This window comes from Kitasatospora sp. HPM-01-4 (assembly GCF_051374625.1).
Taxonomy (GTDB): Bacteria; Actinomycetota; Actinomycetes; order Streptomycetales; family Streptomycetaceae; genus Kitasatospora.
This window is the reverse complement of the sequence record NZ_JBPQGP010000005.1, coordinates 3,463,931-3,480,856: the sequence shown is the minus strand read 5'-3', so window position 1 is coordinate 3,480,856 and position 16,926 is coordinate 3,463,931. Positions and strand designations below refer to the sequence as shown.

The window sequence follows — 16,926 nt, the reverse complement described above, 5'->3', positions numbered from 1 at the left end:
CGGAGCGGGCCCGGGGCGAAACACGGCCGTCGTCCGGGGATAACCTGCCAGACGGACGTGACGCGCGTGTTGATTGACGTGTGCGCCCGAGGCTCCGCAGGCCGCAAGACCGTACATCTGTGTACCTGCCCAGCCCCGACGACCCGCAGCGAAGATCCTGCCGTGGCACGCTCGTAGAACACAATCCGCGACCACGAACAAGGACGAACACACGTGGACCTGTTCGAGTACCAGGCGAGGGACCTCTTCGCCAAGCACGGCGTGCCCGTGCTGGACGGCGAGGTCATCGAGACCCCCGAGGCCGCTGCCGCGATCGCAGAGCGCTTCGGTGGCCGCGCCGTCATCAAGGCGCAGGTGAAGGTCGGTGGCCGGGGCAAGGCCGGTGGCGTCAAGCTCGCCTCGGACCCGGCGGACGCCGTCGCCAAGGCCGGGGCGATCCTCGGCATGGACATCAAGGGCCACACCGTCCACAAGGTGATGCTGGCCCAGACCGCGGACATCAAGGAGGAGTACTACGTCTCCTTCCTGCTCGACCGCACCAACCGCACCTTCCTGGCGATGGCCAGCGTCGAGGGCGGCATGGACATCGAGGAGGTCGCGGCCACCAAGCCCGAGGCCCTCGCCAAGGTTCCGGTCGACGCCAACGAGGGTGTGACCCCGGAGAAGGCCGCCGAGATCGTCGCCGCGGCCAAGTTCCCGGCCGAGATCGCCGAGCAGGCCGCCGAGGTTCTGCAGACCCTGTGGAAGACCTTCGTCGCCGAGGACGCCCTCCTCGTCGAGGTCAACCCGCTGGTCAAGAGCGGTGAGGGCAAGCTCATCGCGATCGACGGCAAGGTCTCCCTGGACGAGAACGCCGAGTTCCGTCAGCCGGAGATGGAGTCGCTGGTCGACCACGCCGCGGCCAACCCGCTGGAGGCCGCCGCCAAGGCCAAGAACCTCAACTACGTCAAGCTCGACGGTGAGGTCGGCATCATCGGCAACGGCGCGGGTCTCGTCATGAGCACCCTGGACGTCGTCGCCTACGCCGGTGAGCAGCACGGCGGCGTCAAGCCCGCCAACTTCCTCGACATCGGCGGTGGCGCCTCCGCCGAGGTCATGGCGAACGGCCTGGAGATCATCCTGGGCGACGCCGACGTCAAGTCGGTCTTCGTCAACGTCTTCGGCGGCATCACCGCCTGTGACGCGGTCGCCAACGGCATCGTGCAGGCCCTGGCCCTCCTCGAGGAGAAGGGCGAGCAGGTCACCAAGCCGCTGGTCGTCCGTCTGGACGGCAACAACGCCGAGCTGGGTCGCAAGATCCTGACCGACGCCAACCACCCGCTGGTCGAGCAGGTGGACACCATGGACGGTGCGGCCGACCGCGCCGCCGAGCTGGCGAACGCCAAGTAAGGAAGGGGACTTCAACATGGCTATCTTCCTTACCAAGGACAGCAAGGTCATCGTCCAGGGCATGACCGGCTCTGAGGGCATGAAGCACACCCGCCGCATGCTCGCCTCGGGCACCCAGATCGTCGGTGGCGTGAACCCGCGCAAGGCCGGCACCACCGTCGACGTCGACGGCACCGAGGTCCCGGTCTTCGGCTCCGTCGCCGAGGCCATCGAGAAGACCGGTGCCGACGTCACCGTCATCTTCGTGCCGCCGAAGTTCACCAAGGACGCCGTCGTCGAGGCGATCGACGCCGAGATCGGCCTCGCGGTCGTCATCACCGAGGGTGTGCCGGTCCACGACACCGCCGCCTTCTGGGCGTACGCCGGTGCCAAGGGCCACAAGACCCGCATCATCGGCCCGAACTGCCCCGGCCTGATCTCCCCCGGACAGTCCAACGCGGGCATCATCCCGGCGGACATCACCAAGGCCGGCAAGATCGGTCTGGTCTCCAAGTCCGGCACGCTGACCTACCAGCTGATGTACGAGCTGCGGGACATCGGCTTCTCCTCCGCGGTGGGCATCGGTGGCGACCCGGTCATCGGCACCACCCACATCGACGCCCTCAAGGCGTTCCAGGAGGACCCGGAGACCGAGCTCATCGTCATGATCGGTGAGATCGGCGGCGACGCCGAGGAGCGTGCCGCGGCCTACATCGCCGAGCACGTCACCAAGCCGGTCGTCGGCTACGTCGCGGGCTTCACCGCCCCCGAGGGCAAGACCATGGGCCACGCCGGCGCCATCGTCTCCGGCTCCTCCGGCACCGCCCAGGCGAAGAAGGAGGCCCTCGAGGCCGCCGGTGTCAAGGTCGGCAAGACGCCGTCCGAGACCGCCCGCCTGGCCCGCGAGCTGTTCGACGCCAACAAGTGAGCCGTGCGGCGCGGCGCTAGCCGCCGGGCCGTGACCGAGCACGCACAGAGGCGCCCCTGCCCACCGGGCAGGGGCGCCTCTGGCGTTCCCGAGGCCGTCACTCCTCCCAGGCGGTCGGCCAGATCGGCAGCGGCGGCTTGGCGGGCGAGGCCGCCGGGCAGAGCCGCAGCCCGTCGCACAGCGCGGTCGGCACCGTGACCGGGAGCCCCGGCTGCGGTACCTCCTCGGCGCTCGACGTGCCCGGCCCGCCGGTCGCGCCGGGTGCGGGCCGCCGCGGTCCGAGCCCGGGTGCCGGCATGGTCCTGGGCGGCCGTACCCGCAGCGGGGGCGGGGCCACCAGCGGCAGCGGCCGACCGGGGGTCGGCCCGCACCAGACGGTACGCAGTCCGGGCTCGCCGCCCGGCAGCAGCGGCCCCGCACTGCCGCTGCCCGGCCTGGTGCAGAGCGGCGGCGGGACCGGGGCGGGCGGCCGCATCAGCCGCGACGGGCTGTAGCCGGTCGCGACCACCACGATCGCCCCGCCCACCACCAGCACCACCAGCCCGGCGGAGGCCGCCTGCAGCCCGCTGCGCAGCCTGGTCTGCACCCTCAGCCGCAGCGCCGAGGGCCGGCGCGGCGACGGGCAGCCGTGCACCGCCGCCCGGTGCAGCAGGGCGGCCAGCTGCTCGCCGAACCCCGGGGCGGACGGGTCCCGGCCCACCAGATCGGGGACGGACCGGACCAGTGCGGCCCGCGCGCCACGCACCCGGTTCTCCGCCGCCGCCGTACTCGACTCGACCTCCGCCGCGACCTGGGCGACGGGCAGCCCGAGCGCGTCGTGCAGCACCAGTGCGCGGCGCTGCGGGCGGGAGAGCCGCCGGAGCGCCTTGAGCAGCGCGCGGTCCCGGGAGGTCAGCCGCTCCTGCTCGGGGTCCACCTGGCGGTCCCGGCCCGCCGGGTGGACCTTGATCCGGGGACGCGGCAGCTGCCAGAGCCGGTTGGCACGCCGGGGGCCGCCCCGGCGCCAGGGGGAGAGCGCGGTCTCGAAGGCGTGGGCGCGCACCCAGCGTTCCGGGTCCGGCAGCCGTGACACCTGCTGCCACCGGCGCCCGGCGGCGCCGAGTGCCAGATGCACGATGTGGACGGCGCGGTGCCGGCAGCCGGTGAGCAGGAAGGTCTGCTGCACCAGCCGGGTGTGGGTGATGGCGCACAGCGAGTCGAAGTCGGTGAAGACGAGCCGCGGCGGACCGTCGAGCGGGTCGAACAGGATGCCGTTCGAGTCCTTCGGGGCCCTGGCCCTGCCGGGGGTCCAGCCGGCGCCCCAGAGCGCCTCCGGGGGGCGGGCGGCCTCCTGCGGGTCCGCCGGGCCGCGCGCCTGCCGTGTGTCGCCGGCAGCCGTCCGGACCGGGCCGCCCGCCGGGGTGGACGGCCTGGTGCCGGGCGGCGGTGCCGGGGTCGGCTCCGACGCGGCGGCCGGAGCAGGGCCCGGGGAGACGAGTACCGCCGCCAGGGCGACGGCCTCCTCCCTGGTCCGCAGGCCCAGCTTCCGTACGGCCCGGCTCAGGTGGCTGCGCGCCGTGGCGGGGGCGATGCCGAGCTCCCGGGCCGCGACGTGGAGCTCCGCGCCGGCGGCCAGCATGGCCAGCACCTGGGCCTCACGCGGCGACAGCACCTGGAGCAGCCTGTCCGCCTCCGGATGCCTGCGTGCCGTTGTGGGTGTCGTCGTCACGGCATCACCTGGCGCGGATAGGCGTGAGGAATTGGAACATAAGCAAATAATCCGGGACACGTCGAGTTTTTGCCGCTTGACGGGGCGCAACGGGTCCGAGTTGGGACCATGAGGCCCATGACGCAGCTGATGGGCCGTCCGATTCTGGGCGTACCGGGTGAATTGGGCGCCCGTCCGGTCCTCGCCGACCTGCTCACCGGAGTGCGGGCGGGACTGCTCACCCTCGCCGCGATCGGCGTCCCCGTCCTCGGGCTCTGGGTGCTCACCCCGTACGCGGACGACACGGCCTCCGGCGCGGGGCGGCTGGTCTGCGCGCTCTGGCTGCTCGGCCACGGCGGGCCGCTGACCGGCGCCGACCGGACGGCCCCGGTGACCCTCACCCCACTGCTGCCGACCCTGTTCACCGTGGTGCTGCTCTACCGGACCGGGGCACGTGTCGGACGGCGCGAGCCGGTCCCGTGGCGCGCACCCCTGGTGGTGTGCGCCGGATACCTGGGCGTCGCGGTGGCCGTGGTGGCCGGGTGCGCGAACGAAGGACCGTTCCGCGCCCGCCCGCTGCCCGACCTGGCCGCCGTCGCCGGACTGGCCGCCGCCGCGCTGCTGGGCGGGACGGTCGCCGAGGGGGCGCATCCCGAGCACGGCCGACGGCCGAAGCAGTCGGCGCGCTCCGGCCGCGGCCTGCGGAGCCGGCTGCCGGACTGGGTCGCGCCGGCGGGCGCCGGCCCGGCGATCCGGCGGGCCGCCGCGGCCGGCGGGCTCGGCCTGCTGGCGGCCGGCGGCCTGGTCCTGGTCGCCGCCCTGCTGGTCGGCCTCGGCGCCGCCGGGCGCTCGGCCCGGACCCTGGACGCGAGCGTGGCCGGGTACGTCGGACTGCTCGTCGCCTGCCTGCTGCTGCTCCCCAACGCGATGCTGTGGGCCGCCTCGTACGCGCTCGGGCCGGGCTTCGCCGTGGGTACCGGCACGGTTGTCGCGCCGACCGGTACCCGGCTCGGACCGCTGCCCGACTTCCCGCTCTTCGCGCTGCTGCCCGAGGCCGGCGGGGCGGGGTGGCGGCTGGCGGCGTGTGCGCTTCCGCTGTTCACGGGGGTGGTTCCGGCCGTACTGATCGGCCGTGCGGCGGCCGGGTACCGGAGCCGGACCCCGGCGGGGGACGGTACGGGTACGGAGGACGGCATCGGTCTCGACGCCGACCCCGCGGAACCGGCCGAAGCGGAGGACGGCGGGCGGCCGTGGCATCCGGTGGCCACCGCGCTCGCCGCGCTCGGCAGCGCCGTGCTGACCGGGGCCGGGGCCGCGCTCTGCGCCTGGTTCGCGGGCGGAGCGCTCGCGGGCGGGCGGATGTCCGGGCTCGGGCCCGTCCCGTGGCTGGCCGGAGCGGCCGCCGCCGGGTGGCTGGCCGCGGTCACGCTGCCCGGCGCGCTGCTCGGCCGCTGGTGGCTGGTCCGCGGCACCGCGCCCACCTGGTGGGACCGGTGCACCGTCCTGGCCCACCGCCGAGCCGCCCTCGCCCGGCTGGCCCTCCACCGCACCCTGACCCGGGCCGCCGACCTCCTGCCTCCCCGCCGCTGAACACCCCGCCCGAGCGGGCACTGTCCACGGCGCCCTCTGGAGTCCCCGGGTAACCGGGCAGTCAACTGTGCGGCGGGACAGCGGACTTCAGCGACCCCGCTGCGACACCTTCCCGGGAGGCGGTCGGGTGTGCCCGCAGGGGCGCCGGGGGAGTACGCGGGCAACCCCGCACTCCCGTACCGGACTTCGGTGGACCGGCCCTCACTCCCGCCCGGGCCGTGCACAACCGAGCGGGAAACCACGCGACTTCGCGGCGGCGCGACTGCCCGTACCGCCGGGGAGCCGCAACCCGCGCGTGGTGAACCCGGCGCGCTTCGGGCGGGTCGGCCGCGCCGCTCTCCGCGCCAGGGGCGTCCCGTTACTGGTTCGCGCCGTTGTAGAGGTCGACCAGGATCTTCGGGCCGAGCGGGCTGCAGCCCTGCTGGGCCTCCGCCGTGAGGGCGTCGTTCACGCAGGTCACGTAGTCCTGGTAGTAGAGGTTGACACCGAGGAAGCCGAGCACGAAGAGCACCGCGACACCCCCCGTCACCAGGCCGCCCACCGCCGCCGGGGTCTGCGGGCGGACCGGCTGGGGCCCGATCGGCGGTGCGCCTGCGGTGCCGGTGCCGGCGGTTCGGTCGGCGGCGGCCGCGGCCGCGGCGGCCTGCCGAGGGGCCCGCAGCGCGCTGATGCCCCAGTACAGGGCGAGTGCGCCGAGCAGCAGGGCCACGTACGCGAGGCCGGTGACCACGCAGAACAGTGCGCCCATGCCCGCGCTGAGGGCGTACCTGGAGCGGCGCTGCAGCGGGTCGTTCGGGTCGAACTTCGGTGCCTGCGGCGGCTGCGGGGCGGACCAGCGGCCCTGGTAGTGCGGGCTCCAGGGGTGCGGCGGCGGTACGGCGGGGCGGTCGTCCCCGTCCTCGGGGGCCGGGGGCTGCTGCGGGGCACGCGGCTGCCACGGCTGATCGGGGGTGCCCGCCGGCGGCGGCGCGAAGGGGTTGCGCTCGCCGGTGTCGTCGCCGCTGCTCATCGGGTCAGCCATTCCTTCTCGTCGGTGCGACCGGTGTGATCGGTCCGATCGGTCGATCGGTGCGGGTCGGCGCGCCGCCTCGGACGGGGCGGAGCGGGTCCCGCGGAACCAATGATCCCGCAGGCCGCCACAGGCCCGACGCCACCCTGCCGACCCGCGCCACCGGGCGGTGGGCGAGGACGGCCCGGCCGGCCGGAGCCGTGCGCCCTGGGCCGGGACTCCGCGGATCCTCACGGATCTTCGAGATCCCCGTCTCAACTACGCGCGTAGCGCCGGTAGGTGCGTACAGGAGGCGCCCGACCAGCCGTTATCGTGGTGACGGTCAGCAGCTCGGAAGGGTTCCCGGGGTCCCGCAGCGCAGCGCATGTCCCGGCGGCCGGACATCCGCGTATGACAAGTTCGCCGCTCGTAGTGGCCCCACCGACGGTGGATGTACCAGCGAGCAACGACGTACGGAGAAATGCGCAGTGGCCGCTGTTTCCGCCCAGGTCTTCCCGCCGCGTACGCCCGGACCGGCCCGTCTGGTGGTCCTGGTCTCCGGCTCCGGTACCAATCTGCAGGCGTTGATCGATGCCGCGGCCGACCCGGCGTTCGGCGCCGAGATCGTCGCCGTCGGGGCCGACCGGACGGGGATCGCGGGGCTGGAGCGCGCCGAGCGGGCGGGCATCCCCACCTTCGTCCACCGGGTCCAGGACCACCCCGACCGCACCGACTGGGACCGTGCGCTGACCGCCTCGGTCCTCGGGTACGGACCGGACCTGGTGGTCTCGGCCGGTTTCATGAAGATCCTCGGGGCCGGGTTCCTCGCGGCCTTCGCCGGACGGATCGTCAACACCCACCCCGCCCTGCTGCCCTCCTTCCCCGGAGCCCACGGCGTCGCCGACGCGCTGGCGTACGGAGTGAAGGTCACCGGTTGCACCGTCCACCTGGTCGACGCCGGTGTGGACACCGGGCCGATCATCGCGCAGGGCGTCGTCGAGGTCGAGGACGCCGACCACGCGGATGGCGGCGAAGCACTGCACGAGCGCATCAAGACTGTCGAGCGCACCCTGCTCGTCGACGTCGTGGGCCGCCTGGCCCGCGAAGGTCACCGTATCGAGGACCGAAAGGTATGGATCCCGGCATGAGTGCAAGCTCCACCACGCCCCCCGTCTCCGAGAACGTGAGGCCGATCCGCCGCGCGCTGATCAGCGTGTACGACAAGACCGGTCTGGAGGAGCTGGCCCAGGGCCTGCACGCGGCCGGGGTCGCCATCGTCTCCACCGGTTCGACCGCCGGGCGGATCGCCGCCGCCGGTGTCCCGGTCACCGAGGTCTCGGAGCTGACCGGCTTCCCGGAGTGCCTGGACGGGCGCGTGAAGACGCTGCACCCCCGCGTGCACGCCGGCGTGCTCGCCGACCTGCGCCTGGAGTCGCACCGCGCCCAGCTGGCGGAGCTGGAGATCGAGCCCTTCGACCTGGTCGTGGTGAACCTCTACCCGTTCAAGGCCACCGTCGCCTCCGGTGCCACCCCGGACGAGTGCGTCGAGCAGATCGACATCGGCGGCCCCTCGATGGTCCGCGCCGCCGCCAAGAACCACCCCTCGGTCGCCGTGGTGGTCGACCCGGCCCGCTACGGCGACGTCCTGGACGCCGTCCGCTCCGGCGGTTTCGACCTGCTGACCCGCAAGCGCCTGGCGGCCGCCGCCTTCGCGCACACCGCCGCGTACGACGTGGCCGTCGCCAACTGGTTCGAGGCCTCGGGCTACACCGAGAGCGAGGAGGCTTTCCCGGCCTTCCTCGGCTCCGCCTTCGAGCGCCAGAACGTGCTCCGCTACGGCGAGAACCCGCACCAGGCGGCGGCCCTCTACACCGACGGCAGCGGCGGGCTGGCCGGTGCCCGGCAGCTGCACGGCAAGGAGATGTCGTACAACAACTACGTCGACACCGACGCCGCCCGCCGGGCCGCGTACGACCACGCCGAGCCGGCCGTCGCGATCATCAAGCACGCCAACCCGTGCGGCATCGCCGTCGGTGAGAACGTCGTCGAGGCGCACCGCAAGGCGCACGAGTGCGACCCGGTCTCCGCGTACGGCGGCGTGATCGCGGTCAACCGCCCGGTCACCGTCGAGCTGGCCGAGCAGATCGCCCCGATCTTCACCGAGGTCGTGGTCGCCCCGGCGTACGAGGACGGCGCGGTCGAGGTGCTGGCCCGGAAGAAGAACATCCGGGTGCTGGTCGCTCCGGACGCCCCCTCCACCCGCAGGGAGGCCCGCCCGATCTCCGGTGGCGTGCTGCTGCAGGAGACCGACCGGATCAACGCCGAGGGCGACGACCCCTCGACCTGGACCCTGGCCACCGGTGAGGCCCTGTCCGAGGCCGAGCTGGCGGAGCTGGCCTTCGCCTGGCGGGCCTGCCGGGCCGTCAAGTCCAACGCCATCCTGCTGGCCAAGGACGGCGCCTCGGTCGGTGTCGGCATGGGCCAGGTCAACCGGGTGGACTCCTGCAAGCTGGCGGTCGAGCGCGCCGGTGAGCGGGCCAAGGGCTCGTATGCGGCCTCCGACGCCTTCTTCCCCTTCCCGGACGGTCCGGAGATCCTGATCGCCGCCGGCGTCAAGGCCATCGTCCAGCCCGGTGGTTCGATCCGCGACGACGTGGTGATCGCGGCCGCCGCCGAGGCCGGGGTGACGATGTACTTCACCGGCACCCGCCACTTCTTCCACTGACCGGGGCGGACACCCGACCGGCCGGGACGAACACCGAGGGCCCGCACTCCACAGGGAGTGCGGGCCCTCGGGCGCTGCGGCCTGACGGCCCGGTCGCCTACTGCGCCTTGACGACCACGGAGCTCATGATCTTGTCGGCGAAGGTCTGCTTCTTGCCGTCCCACAGCGGCCACAGGTAGCCGATGCAGCAGATGCCGTCCAGGACGTGGCAGATCTGGCGGACGAAGGCCATGCCCATACCGATCGGCTGACCCGTCGTCTCGCTCACCAGGCGGATGTTGACGGCGCGCTGGCCCAGGCTCTGGCCGCTGCTGCCCTGCAGGAAGGCGTACAGCAGGAGGGCGAGGAGGCCCAGCACACCGCCGATCGCGAAGAACATCCCGTAGTTGCTGTGGGCCACGGGTGCCGTGCTCACCGTGCCCGTGGCATTGATCGAATTGATGTTCGAGTTGAGGTTCTTGACGGTGTCACTGGCCATCTTGCTGTAGCCGATGCCGGTCACGATGGCCGGGATTAGGAAGATGGTGAACTGGTCGATGATGCGCGCGACCACCCGCGAGCCCCAACCGGCGTAGGACGGCTGCGCGTACGGCGCACCGCCGTACGGCGCGCCCTGCTGCGGCGGGATGCCGTAGCCCTGCGGCGCACCGTAGCCCGGGGCCGGCTGCTGCGGCGCGCCGTAACCCGGAGCCGGGGGCTGCTGCTGCGGGTAGCCGTAGCCCGGGGCCGGGGGCTGCTGCTGCGGGTAACCGTAACCGGCCTGCGGCTGCTGGCCGTACGGGTTGTTCGGGTCGGGCGGGTAGCTCATGGATGCCTCCGAGCAGGATGGGACAGGGGACGGGTGGGACAGGGAAGAGTCCTCGGGACGGACGGGGAGTTGAGCCTGCCGACCGGGTGGGACACTAGCGGACCGGCCTGACATCCAGACAGGAATTGTCTGCGCCGGTACTTCGCGGAGATCAGGGGCGGATGATGCCGAACCGGTGCAACTCCCAGGCCCAGGCGACCACCAGGCCCGCGCCGATCAGCAGGTTCCGGTGCCTGCTGGACAGTTGCCACCACCAGCGCCCCGGTCCGAGCGGGGCCACCAGCAGCCCGACGGCGGCCACCACCGTGACCGGGTTGGCGGCCAGCGCGGCCGAGAAGTGTCCGTGACCGGCCTCGATGAAGACCGTGGTGCTGCCGCAACCGGGACACGGGATGCCGGTGAACCGGCGCAGCAGGCAGAGTGCGCCGGGGTCGTGCGCATCGTGCAGCTGAGCCACCGCCAGCGCCGCCGCGGCACCGCCGGCAAGGCGCAGGGCGACCCGTAGCAGGCCACCCGAGAGCCGGTCGGCCGACCGTCGCCAACGGTCGGTCAGGCCGCCCACGAGGTTCGTCACGCTCATACCCGCGGCAGCCACGGCTATTTGGCGAGGACCAGGTAGAAGACGACCAGCGCGATCGAGATCAGCACGGCCAGGGTGTTGAGCACGATCCCGCCGATCGCGGCGTTCTTGCCGACCCCGGTGGTGTTGGACCGGTTCAGCCCGGCGATGCCGAGGCCCAGGCCGACCAGCCCGAGGAAACCGCCGTAGGCACAGGAGAGCAGCACGGCGATGAAGCCCAGCGCGATCGATGCGGTGGCCAGCGAGTTGGGCTGCGGCGCGGTGGGCACCGGCGCGAACGGCTGCGGCGCCGGTTGCTGCGGGTAGCCGTAGCCGGGCTGCGGCTGCGGCTGCTGCTGGTACTGCGGTGCGCCGTAGGGCTGTTGCGGCTGCTGCCCGCCGTATCCGCCGTACGGATCGGACGGCGGCGTCTGGTACGGATTGCTCACGTGCTTCTCTTCCCCCGGGATCTCCCCGTCGTCTCCTACGGCCCGTCACGGACGCAGCGGGCGGCGGCGGAGATTACAAGGCCCCTATCGTCGACCGGCTCGCGCGGCGGTGTCCAGCCGAGTTCCGGCGCGCCGCCCAACTGTGGCGCAACCGAAACCCGGCGCCCACGCTCCGTACGTCCCACCGGTACGTTCCGCATCGCCGGGGCGGTGGCGCGACCACCGGGCCGATCCACGACAATGGGGCCATGACTGCCCAGATTCTCGATGGCAAGGCCACCGCCGCCGCGATCAAGTCTGAACTGGCCGTGCGCGTCGCGGCCCTCAAGGAGCGGGGCGTCGTTCCCGGCCTCGGCACCGTCCTGGTCGGCGACGACCCGGGCAGCCGTTGGTACGTGAACGGCAAGCACCGGGACTGCGCGGAGGTCGGCATCGCCTCCATCCAGCGCGAGCTGCCCGCCACCGCGACCCAGCAGGACGTCGAGGACGTCGTCCGCGAGCTCAACGCCGACCCGGCGTGCACCGGCTACATCGTCCAGCTGCCGCTGCCCAAGGGGCTGGACCAGAACCCGGTCCTGGAACTGATGGACCCGGACAAGGACGCCGACGGTCTGCACCCCACCTCGCTTGGCCGCCTCGCACTGGGCATCGAGGGCCCACTGCCGTGCACCCCGCTGGGCATCGTGGAGCTGCTGCGCCGGCACAAGGTCGAGATCAACGGCGCCGAGGTGGTCGTGCTCGGCCGCGGCGTCACCGTGGGCCGCTCGATCGGCCTGCTGCTCACCCGGAAGAGCGAGAACGCCACCGTCACCCTCTGCCACACCGGCACCCGCGACCTGGCCTACCACCTGCGCAAGGCGGACATCATCGTGGCCGCCGCCGGTGTGCCGCACCTGGTCAAGCCGGAGGACGTCAAGCCGGGCGCGGCCGTGCTGGACGTGGGCGTCAGCCGGAACGCCGAGGGCAAGATCGTCGGTGACGTGGACCCGGGTGTGGCCGAGGTGGCCGCCTGGATCTCCCCGAACCCCGGCGGTGTCGGTCCGATGACCCGCGCGATGCTGCTCAACAACATCGTCGAGGCGGCCGAGCGCCGCGCCGGCCGCTGAGCCGGATGGCCATCAAGGTGAGCCGGTCGCGCCGCCGGCCGGTGAAGACGACGGGGACCCTGCCCCCCGAGGGCTCCGGGACGGCGCTGCACTACAGCCATCCGCTGCCGGTCCGGCAGTGGCCCATAACGCTGGTCCTGGCGGTGGCCTGCGCCGGGCTCGCCATCGCCTGGTTCGGCGACTCCAAGGCCGGACTGCTGACCAAGGTCGGGCTGCTCACGGTCGGCGGCTCGCTGCTGCTGGCCGCCGTGCTCCGGCTGCTGCTGCCGGAGGTCGGCATGCTGGCGGTGCGCAGCCGGTTCACCGACATCACCGTGCTGAGCTTCCTCGGCGCCGTGATCGTGCTGCTCACCCTGGTGACCCAGCCGGCCCCCTGGCTGCACCTGTCGGTACTGGACAACATCGGCCAGCTCATCGGCCGCCCGCACCGCTGAGCTCAGGCCCTTGGCCGAACACCAGGCCCCGTCCGCGCCGCGGGCGGGGCCCGGTGTCGGTTGTGACGCAATAGCCAGGCCCGTACGCGGTCCGGAAGGCCGCCTTGCGATAACCTGACGGCGGATCTCTCGATGTCGAGAGATCATCCTCGGCTCCAGAGCGCCGATGTGCCTGGGGCACTGGCGATTAGCTGGAGAAGGTCAAATGACTCGCACCCCCGTCAACGTCACCGTCACCGGAGCGGCCGGCCAGATCGGCTACGCGCTGCTCTTCCGCATCGCCTCGGGCCACCTGCTCGGCGCCGACGTGCCGGTGAACCTCCGTCTGCTGGAGATCCCGCAGGGCCTCAAGGCCGCCGAGGGCACCGCGATGGAGCTGGACGACTGCGCGTTCCCGCTGCTGCGCGACATCACCATCACCGACGACGCCAACAAGGCCTTCGACGGTGCCAACGTCGCGCTGCTGGTCGGCGCCCGTCCGCGCACCGCCGGTATGGAGCGCGGCGACCTGCTGCAGGCCAACGGCGGCATCTTCGGCCCGCAGGGCAAGGCCATCAACGACAACGCCGCGGACGACATCAAGGTCCTGGTCGTCGGCAACCCGGCCAACACCAACGCCCTGATCGCCCAGCGCAACGCGCCGGACGTCCCGGCCGAGCGCTTCACCGCGATGACCCGCCTGGACCACAACCGCGCGGTCGCCCAGCTGGCCAAGAAGCTCGGCGTCACCGTCAACGACGTCAAGCGCATGACCATCTGGGGCAACCACTCGGCCACCCAGTACCCGGACGTCTTCCACGCCGAGGTCGCGGGCAAGAACGCAGCCGAGGCCGTCAACGACGAGAAGTGGCTGGCCGAGGAGTTCATCCCGACCGTCGCCAAGCGCGGCGCCGCCATCATCGACGCCCGTGGCGCCTCCTCCGCCGCCTCGGCCGCCAACGCCGCCATCGACCACGTGCACACCTGGGTCAACGGCACCGCCGAGGGCGACTGGACCTCGATGGGCATCGTCTCCGACGGCTCCTACGGCGTCGAGCCGGGCATCATCTCCTCCTTCCCGGTCACCTGCAAGGACGGCAAGTTCGAGATCGTCCAGGGCCTGGAGATCAACGAGTTCTCCCGCACCCGCATCGACGCCTCGGTCCGCGAGCTGGTCGAGGAGCGCGACGCGGTCAAGGAGCTCGGCCTCATCTGAGCCGGACCCGCGGTACGGCCGGGTGCCGTCCGCCCCCTCGCGCGCCCTTTGGCTCGTGAGGGGGCGGATGGCCCCTCGCGAGCCCCTTTGGCGGGTGAGGAGCATGAGAGTGCCACCCGGCCGGCCGTAGACTGAGCCAATGTGAGTGAAACCCTGCAGGACGCCGCCCTCGTCCTGGTCTTCATCATGCTGGGCGGTCTGTTCAACGTCGCCGAGATCTCGCTGATCTCGCTGCGCGAGGGCCAGATCCGCGAGCTGGAGGCGCGCGGCACCAGGGGCGCCGTCCGGGCCGCACACCTCGCCGCCGATCCCAACAGGTTCCTGGCCGCCGTCCAGGTCGGGGTCACCTGCATGGGCTTCCTGTCCGCCGCGTTCGGCGCGGACACGCTGGCCGGAAAGGCCGCCCCCTACATCGCCGGGCTGGGCGTCTCCAAGGGCGTCGCGGATGCCGCCGCCCTGGTCGGGCTGACCCTGGTGATCAGCTATGTCTCGCTGGTGCTGGGCGAGTTGACCCCCAAGCGGATCGGCCTGCAGCGCGCCGACTCCATCGCGGTGCTCGCCGCACCGGTGGTGGACGTGATGTCCGTGGTGCTGCGCCCGGTGATCTGGCTGCTCGGGCACTCCACCAACCTCATGGTCCGGCTGCTCGGCAGCGACCCCAAGGCCGGGCGCGGCAGCATGAGTTCGGAGGAACTGCGCGGCCTGGTCGCCGCCAACACCGAACTCGGCAGTGACGAGCGGGCGTTGATCGCCGATGTGTTCGCCGCCGGGGAGCGCCAGCTGCGCGAGGTGATGGTGCCGCGCACCGAGGTCACCTTCCTGGACGCCGACCGTGTGCTCACCGAGGTCCGCGAGGAGGCCGCCTCCGCCCCGCACTCCCGCTACCCGGTGGTCGAGGGCTCGTACGACGCCGTGGTCGGCTTCGTGCACGTCCGCGACCTGTACGGGGCCAAGGGCGGGCAGGCGGTGCGGATCCGCGACATCGCCCGCCCGGTCAAGCTGCTGCCCGCCACCAAGCGGGTGCTGGAGGCGATGAGCGAGATGCGCCGCGAGGGCCACCACCTGGCCATCGTGGTGGACGAGTACGGCGGCACCGCCGGGATCGTCACCCTGGAGGACCTGGTCGAGGAGGTGATCGGCGAGATCCGCGACGAGTACGACGCCCAGGACACCACCGCGACCCGCCGGCTGGCCGGCGGCGGCATGGAGCTGGACGGCCTGCTCAACCTCGCCGACTTCACCGAGGAGACCGGTGTCACTCTCCCCGAGGGCCCGTACGAGACCGTCGCCGGCTACCTGGTGAGCGCGCTGGGACGGCTGCCGGAGGCGGGCGACCAGACCGTCACCGAGGACGGGGTGCGGCTCACCGTGGTCAGGCTCGACGGCCGCCGGATCGAACGGATCAGGGTGAGTGCGGTCACACTGTCCGGCGCTCCTGGCTCAGACGTTTCCTGACCGGGAGGTGGAGCTGGAACAATGGCGCTCATGGTCAACGCAGCGGTCACCGGTCCGGTGAAGGACCGTCCCCGGGTGCTCTCCGGCATCCAGCCCACCTCAGGCTCCTTCCACCTGGGTAACTACCTGGGCGCGGTGCGCCAGTGGGTCTCCCTCCAGGAGGAGAACGACGCCTTCTACATGGTGGTCGACCTGCACGCGATCACCGTCGAGCAGGACCCGGAGACGCTCCGCCGGAACACCCGGGTCTCCGCCGCCCAGCTGCTCGGCGCCGGGCTCGACCCCGAGCACTGCACCCTCTTCGTGCAGTCGCACGTGCCCGAGCACGCCCAGCTCGCCTGGGTGATGAACTGCCTCACCGGTTTCGGCGAGGCGTCCCGGATGACCCAGTTCAAGGACAAGTCCGCCAAGCAGGGCAGCGACCGCACCTCGGTCGGCCTGTTCACCTACCCGATCCTGCAGATCGCGGACATCCTGCTGTACCAGGCCGACGCGGTCCCGGTCGGCGAGGACCAGCGCCAGCACCTGGAGCTCACCCGCGACCTCGCGGAGCGCTTCAACACCCGCTACGCGCCCACCTTCACGGTCCCCAAGGCGTACATCCTCAAGGAGACCGCCAAGATCCTGGACCTCCAGGACCCGACCGCGAAGATGAGCAAGTCGGCCGCCTCGCCCAAGGGCCTGGTCAACCTGCTGGACGAGCCCAAGGCCAGCGCCAAGAAGTTCAAGAGCGCCGTCACCGACACCGGCACCGTGGTCTCCTACGACGAGGAGAACAAGGCCGGTGTCTCCAACTTGCTGCGGATCCACTCCGCGCTCAGCGGCCAGAGCATCGAGCAGCTGGTCGAGCACTTCGAGGGCAGGATGTACGGCGCCCTGAAGACCGAGCTGGCCGAGCTGTTCACCGAGTGGGTCACCCCGTTCCAGGCCCGCACCAAGACCTACCTGGACGACCCGGCCGAGCTGGACCGGGTGCTGGGCCTCGGCGCCGAGAAGGCCCGCGAGGTCGCCTCGCAGACCCTGGCCACGGTCTACGACCGCATCGGCTTCCTGGCGCCGAAGCGCTGACGCGCTGATGCCCTCGCGCTCACTCCCCGATGGTGGCGACCTCCCGGAGGTCGTCACCATCGGGGTGTCCATAACCGTCCCGGAGCCGTACGGCAGCGCCATCCAGGACACCCGCGACGGCCACGGCGACCCGCTCGCGCGTTCGATACCCACCCATGTCACCCTGCTGCCGCCCACCGAGGTCCCCCGCGACCTGCTGCCCGACATCGAGAAGCATCTGAGCGCGGTGGCCGGCGGACACTCCGCCTTCCGGATGCTGCTCCAGGGCAGCGGCACCTTCCGGCCCGTCTCCCCGGTGGTCTTCATCCGGGTGGAGGAGGGCTCCCAGGAGTGCCGGGTGCTGGAGGCCGCCATCCGCTCGGGGCCGCTCGCCCGCGAACTCGCCTTCCCCTACCACCCGCACGTCACGGTCGCCCACGGCCTGCCCGACGAGGTCCTCGACCTGGCCCACGAGAAGGCCAGGGCCTTCCACGCCGCCTTCGCCGTACCGGGGTTCTGCCTGTCCCGGTTCGACGCGGACGGGGTCTGGCGCCCTTGGCGCGGCTACCTCTTCGGACAGGGGTGAA

General features: G+C 72.3%; 16 protein-coding genes. 11 read left to right on the top strand and 5 right to left on the bottom strand.

All coding sequences use genetic code 11. The features are described from left to right. Positions 1–213: 213 nt before the first annotated feature. Both sucC and sucD read left to right on the top strand, forming a co-directional pair. Positions 214–1,389, top strand: coding sequence for an ADP-forming succinate--CoA ligase subunit beta (gene sucC, locus ACSMTC_RS14730; protein WP_436560149.1), 1,176 nt, complete (start codon positions 214–216; stop codon positions 1,387–1,389). A 16-nt stretch (positions 1,390–1,405) separates the two neighbouring features. Then, positions 1,406–2,296, top strand: a complete 891-nt coding sequence (sucD, locus tag ACSMTC_RS14725; protein WP_436560148.1) for a succinate--CoA ligase subunit alpha — start codon at positions 1,406–1,408, stop codon at positions 2,294–2,296. 97 nt (positions 2,297–2,393) lie between these two features. On the opposite strand, the gene ACSMTC_RS14720 is transcribed toward sucD, so the two are convergent. Next, entirely contained in the window at positions 2,394–4,004 is a 1,611-nt protein-coding gene (locus ACSMTC_RS14720) for a sigma factor-like helix-turn-helix DNA-binding protein (RefSeq protein ID WP_436560147.1), read from the bottom strand. Between the two features lie 117 nt (positions 4,005–4,121). Between ACSMTC_RS14720 and ACSMTC_RS14715 the strand changes: the two genes are divergently transcribed. After that, entirely contained in the window at positions 4,122–5,573 is a 1,452-nt protein-coding gene (locus ACSMTC_RS14715) for a cell division protein PerM (protein WP_436560146.1), read from the top strand. A 358-nt stretch (positions 5,574–5,931) separates the two neighbouring features. On the opposite strand, the gene ACSMTC_RS14710 is transcribed toward ACSMTC_RS14715, so the two are convergent. Then, the gene (locus ACSMTC_RS14710; protein ID WP_436560145.1) at positions 5,932–6,582 is read right to left on the bottom strand and encodes a hypothetical protein; all 651 of its coding nucleotides are present in this window, start codon (positions 6,580–6,582) and stop codon (positions 5,932–5,934) included. A 467-nt stretch (positions 6,583–7,049) separates the two neighbouring features. Here ACSMTC_RS14710 and purN point away from each other — a divergent pair, with 467 nt between their 5' ends. Together purN and purH are read left to right on the top strand one after the other, a co-directional pair. After that, positions 7,050–7,709 carry a phosphoribosylglycinamide formyltransferase gene (gene purN, locus ACSMTC_RS14705; RefSeq protein ID WP_436560144.1) on the top strand — a complete coding sequence of 220 codons (660 nt, stop codon included), beginning with the start codon at positions 7,050–7,052 and terminating at the stop codon, positions 7,707–7,709. Next, the gene (gene purH, locus ACSMTC_RS14700) at positions 7,706–9,286 is read left to right on the top strand and encodes a bifunctional phosphoribosylaminoimidazolecarboxamide formyltransferase/IMP cyclohydrolase (protein ID WP_436560143.1); all 1,581 of its coding nucleotides are present in this window, start codon (positions 7,706–7,708) and stop codon (positions 9,284–9,286) included. The genes purN and purH overlap by 4 nt, the downstream gene beginning before the upstream one ends. A gap of 97 nt (positions 9,287–9,383) precedes the next feature. Here the strand turns inward: purH and ACSMTC_RS14695 are convergent, their stop codons facing one another. The 3 genes from ACSMTC_RS14695 to ACSMTC_RS14685 all read right to left on the bottom strand — a co-directional run bounded on the left by ACSMTC_RS14695 (position 9,384) and on the right by ACSMTC_RS14685 (position 11,102). Further along, a complete protein-coding gene (locus ACSMTC_RS14695; RefSeq protein WP_436560142.1) occupies positions 9,384–10,094 on the bottom strand; it encodes an RDD family protein in 711 nt (236 codons plus the stop codon). A gap of 151 nt (positions 10,095–10,245) precedes the next feature. Further along, complete coding sequence (locus ACSMTC_RS14690; protein WP_436560141.1) at positions 10,246–10,668, bottom strand: DUF2752 domain-containing protein; 423 nt, start codon at positions 10,666–10,668, stop codon at positions 10,246–10,248. Positions 10,669–10,691: 23 nt separating this feature from the next. Continuing rightward, complete coding sequence (locus ACSMTC_RS14685) at positions 10,692–11,102, bottom strand: hypothetical protein (RefSeq protein WP_436560140.1); 411 nt, start codon at positions 11,100–11,102, stop codon at positions 10,692–10,694. A 248-nt stretch (positions 11,103–11,350) separates the two neighbouring features. On the opposite strand from ACSMTC_RS14685, the gene ACSMTC_RS14680 reads away from it, so the two are divergent. The 6 genes from ACSMTC_RS14680 (at position 11,351) to ACSMTC_RS14655 (ending at position 16,925) form a co-directional block, all read left to right on the top strand. Continuing rightward, positions 11,351–12,208, top strand: a complete 858-nt coding sequence (locus ACSMTC_RS14680; RefSeq protein ID WP_436560139.1) for a bifunctional methylenetetrahydrofolate dehydrogenase/methenyltetrahydrofolate cyclohydrolase — start codon at positions 11,351–11,353, stop codon at positions 12,206–12,208. Positions 12,209–12,213: 5 nt separating this feature from the next. Further along, the gene (locus ACSMTC_RS14675) at positions 12,214–12,642 is read left to right on the top strand and encodes a DUF3017 domain-containing protein (RefSeq protein ID WP_436560138.1); all 429 of its coding nucleotides are present in this window, start codon (positions 12,214–12,216) and stop codon (positions 12,640–12,642) included. A 205-nt stretch (positions 12,643–12,847) separates the two neighbouring features. Then, positions 12,848–13,837 (top strand): malate dehydrogenase, encoded by a 990-nt coding sequence (locus ACSMTC_RS14670; RefSeq protein ID WP_436560137.1) that lies wholly within the window; start codon positions 12,848–12,850, stop codon positions 13,835–13,837. 141 nt (positions 13,838–13,978) lie between these two features. Continuing rightward, positions 13,979–15,292, top strand: coding sequence for a hemolysin family protein (locus ACSMTC_RS14665; RefSeq protein WP_436560136.1), 1,314 nt, complete (start codon positions 13,979–13,981; stop codon positions 15,290–15,292). 30 nt (positions 15,293–15,322) lie between these two features. Beyond that, on the top strand, positions 15,323–16,360 hold the full coding sequence (trpS, locus tag ACSMTC_RS14660) for a tryptophan--tRNA ligase (RefSeq protein WP_436560135.1): 1,038 nt from the start codon (positions 15,323–15,325) through the stop codon (positions 16,358–16,360). A gap of 7 nt (positions 16,361–16,367) precedes the next feature. Then, positions 16,368–16,925, top strand: coding sequence for a 2'-5' RNA ligase family protein (locus ACSMTC_RS14655; RefSeq protein WP_436560134.1), 558 nt, complete (start codon positions 16,368–16,370; stop codon positions 16,923–16,925). Position 16,926 lies beyond the last annotated feature (1 nt).

Bases quoted from the DNA above. Each gene is read 5' to 3' on its own strand.
- sucD (WP_436560148.1), top strand. From the start codon at position 1,406: ATGGCTATCTTCCTTACCAAGGACAGCAAGGTCATCGTCCAGGGCATG.
- ACSMTC_RS14715 (WP_436560146.1), top strand. From the start codon at position 4,122: ATGACGCAGCTGATGGGCCGTCCGATTCTGGGCGTACCGGGTGAATTG.
- ACSMTC_RS14710 (WP_436560145.1), bottom strand. From the start codon at position 6,582: ATGAGCAGCGGCGACGACACCGGCGAGCGCAACCCCTTCGCGCCGCCG.
- purH (WP_436560143.1), top strand. From the start codon at position 7,706: ATGAGTGCAAGCTCCACCACGCCCCCCGTCTCCGAGAACGTGAGGCCG.
- ACSMTC_RS14695 (WP_436560142.1), bottom strand. From the start codon at position 10,094: ATGAGCTACCCGCCCGACCCGAACAACCCGTACGGCCAGCAGCCGCAG.
- ACSMTC_RS14680 (WP_436560139.1), top strand. From the start codon at position 11,351: ATGACTGCCCAGATTCTCGATGGCAAGGCCACCGCCGCCGCGATCAAG.
- ACSMTC_RS14675 (WP_436560138.1), top strand. From the start codon at position 12,214: ATGGCCATCAAGGTGAGCCGGTCGCGCCGCCGGCCGGTGAAGACGACG.
- ACSMTC_RS14670 (WP_436560137.1), top strand. From the start codon at position 12,848: ATGACTCGCACCCCCGTCAACGTCACCGTCACCGGAGCGGCCGGCCAG.
- trpS (WP_436560135.1), top strand. From the start codon at position 15,323: ATGGTCAACGCAGCGGTCACCGGTCCGGTGAAGGACCGTCCCCGGGTG.
- ACSMTC_RS14655 (WP_436560134.1), top strand. From the start codon at position 16,368: ATGCCCTCGCGCTCACTCCCCGATGGTGGCGACCTCCCGGAGGTCGTC.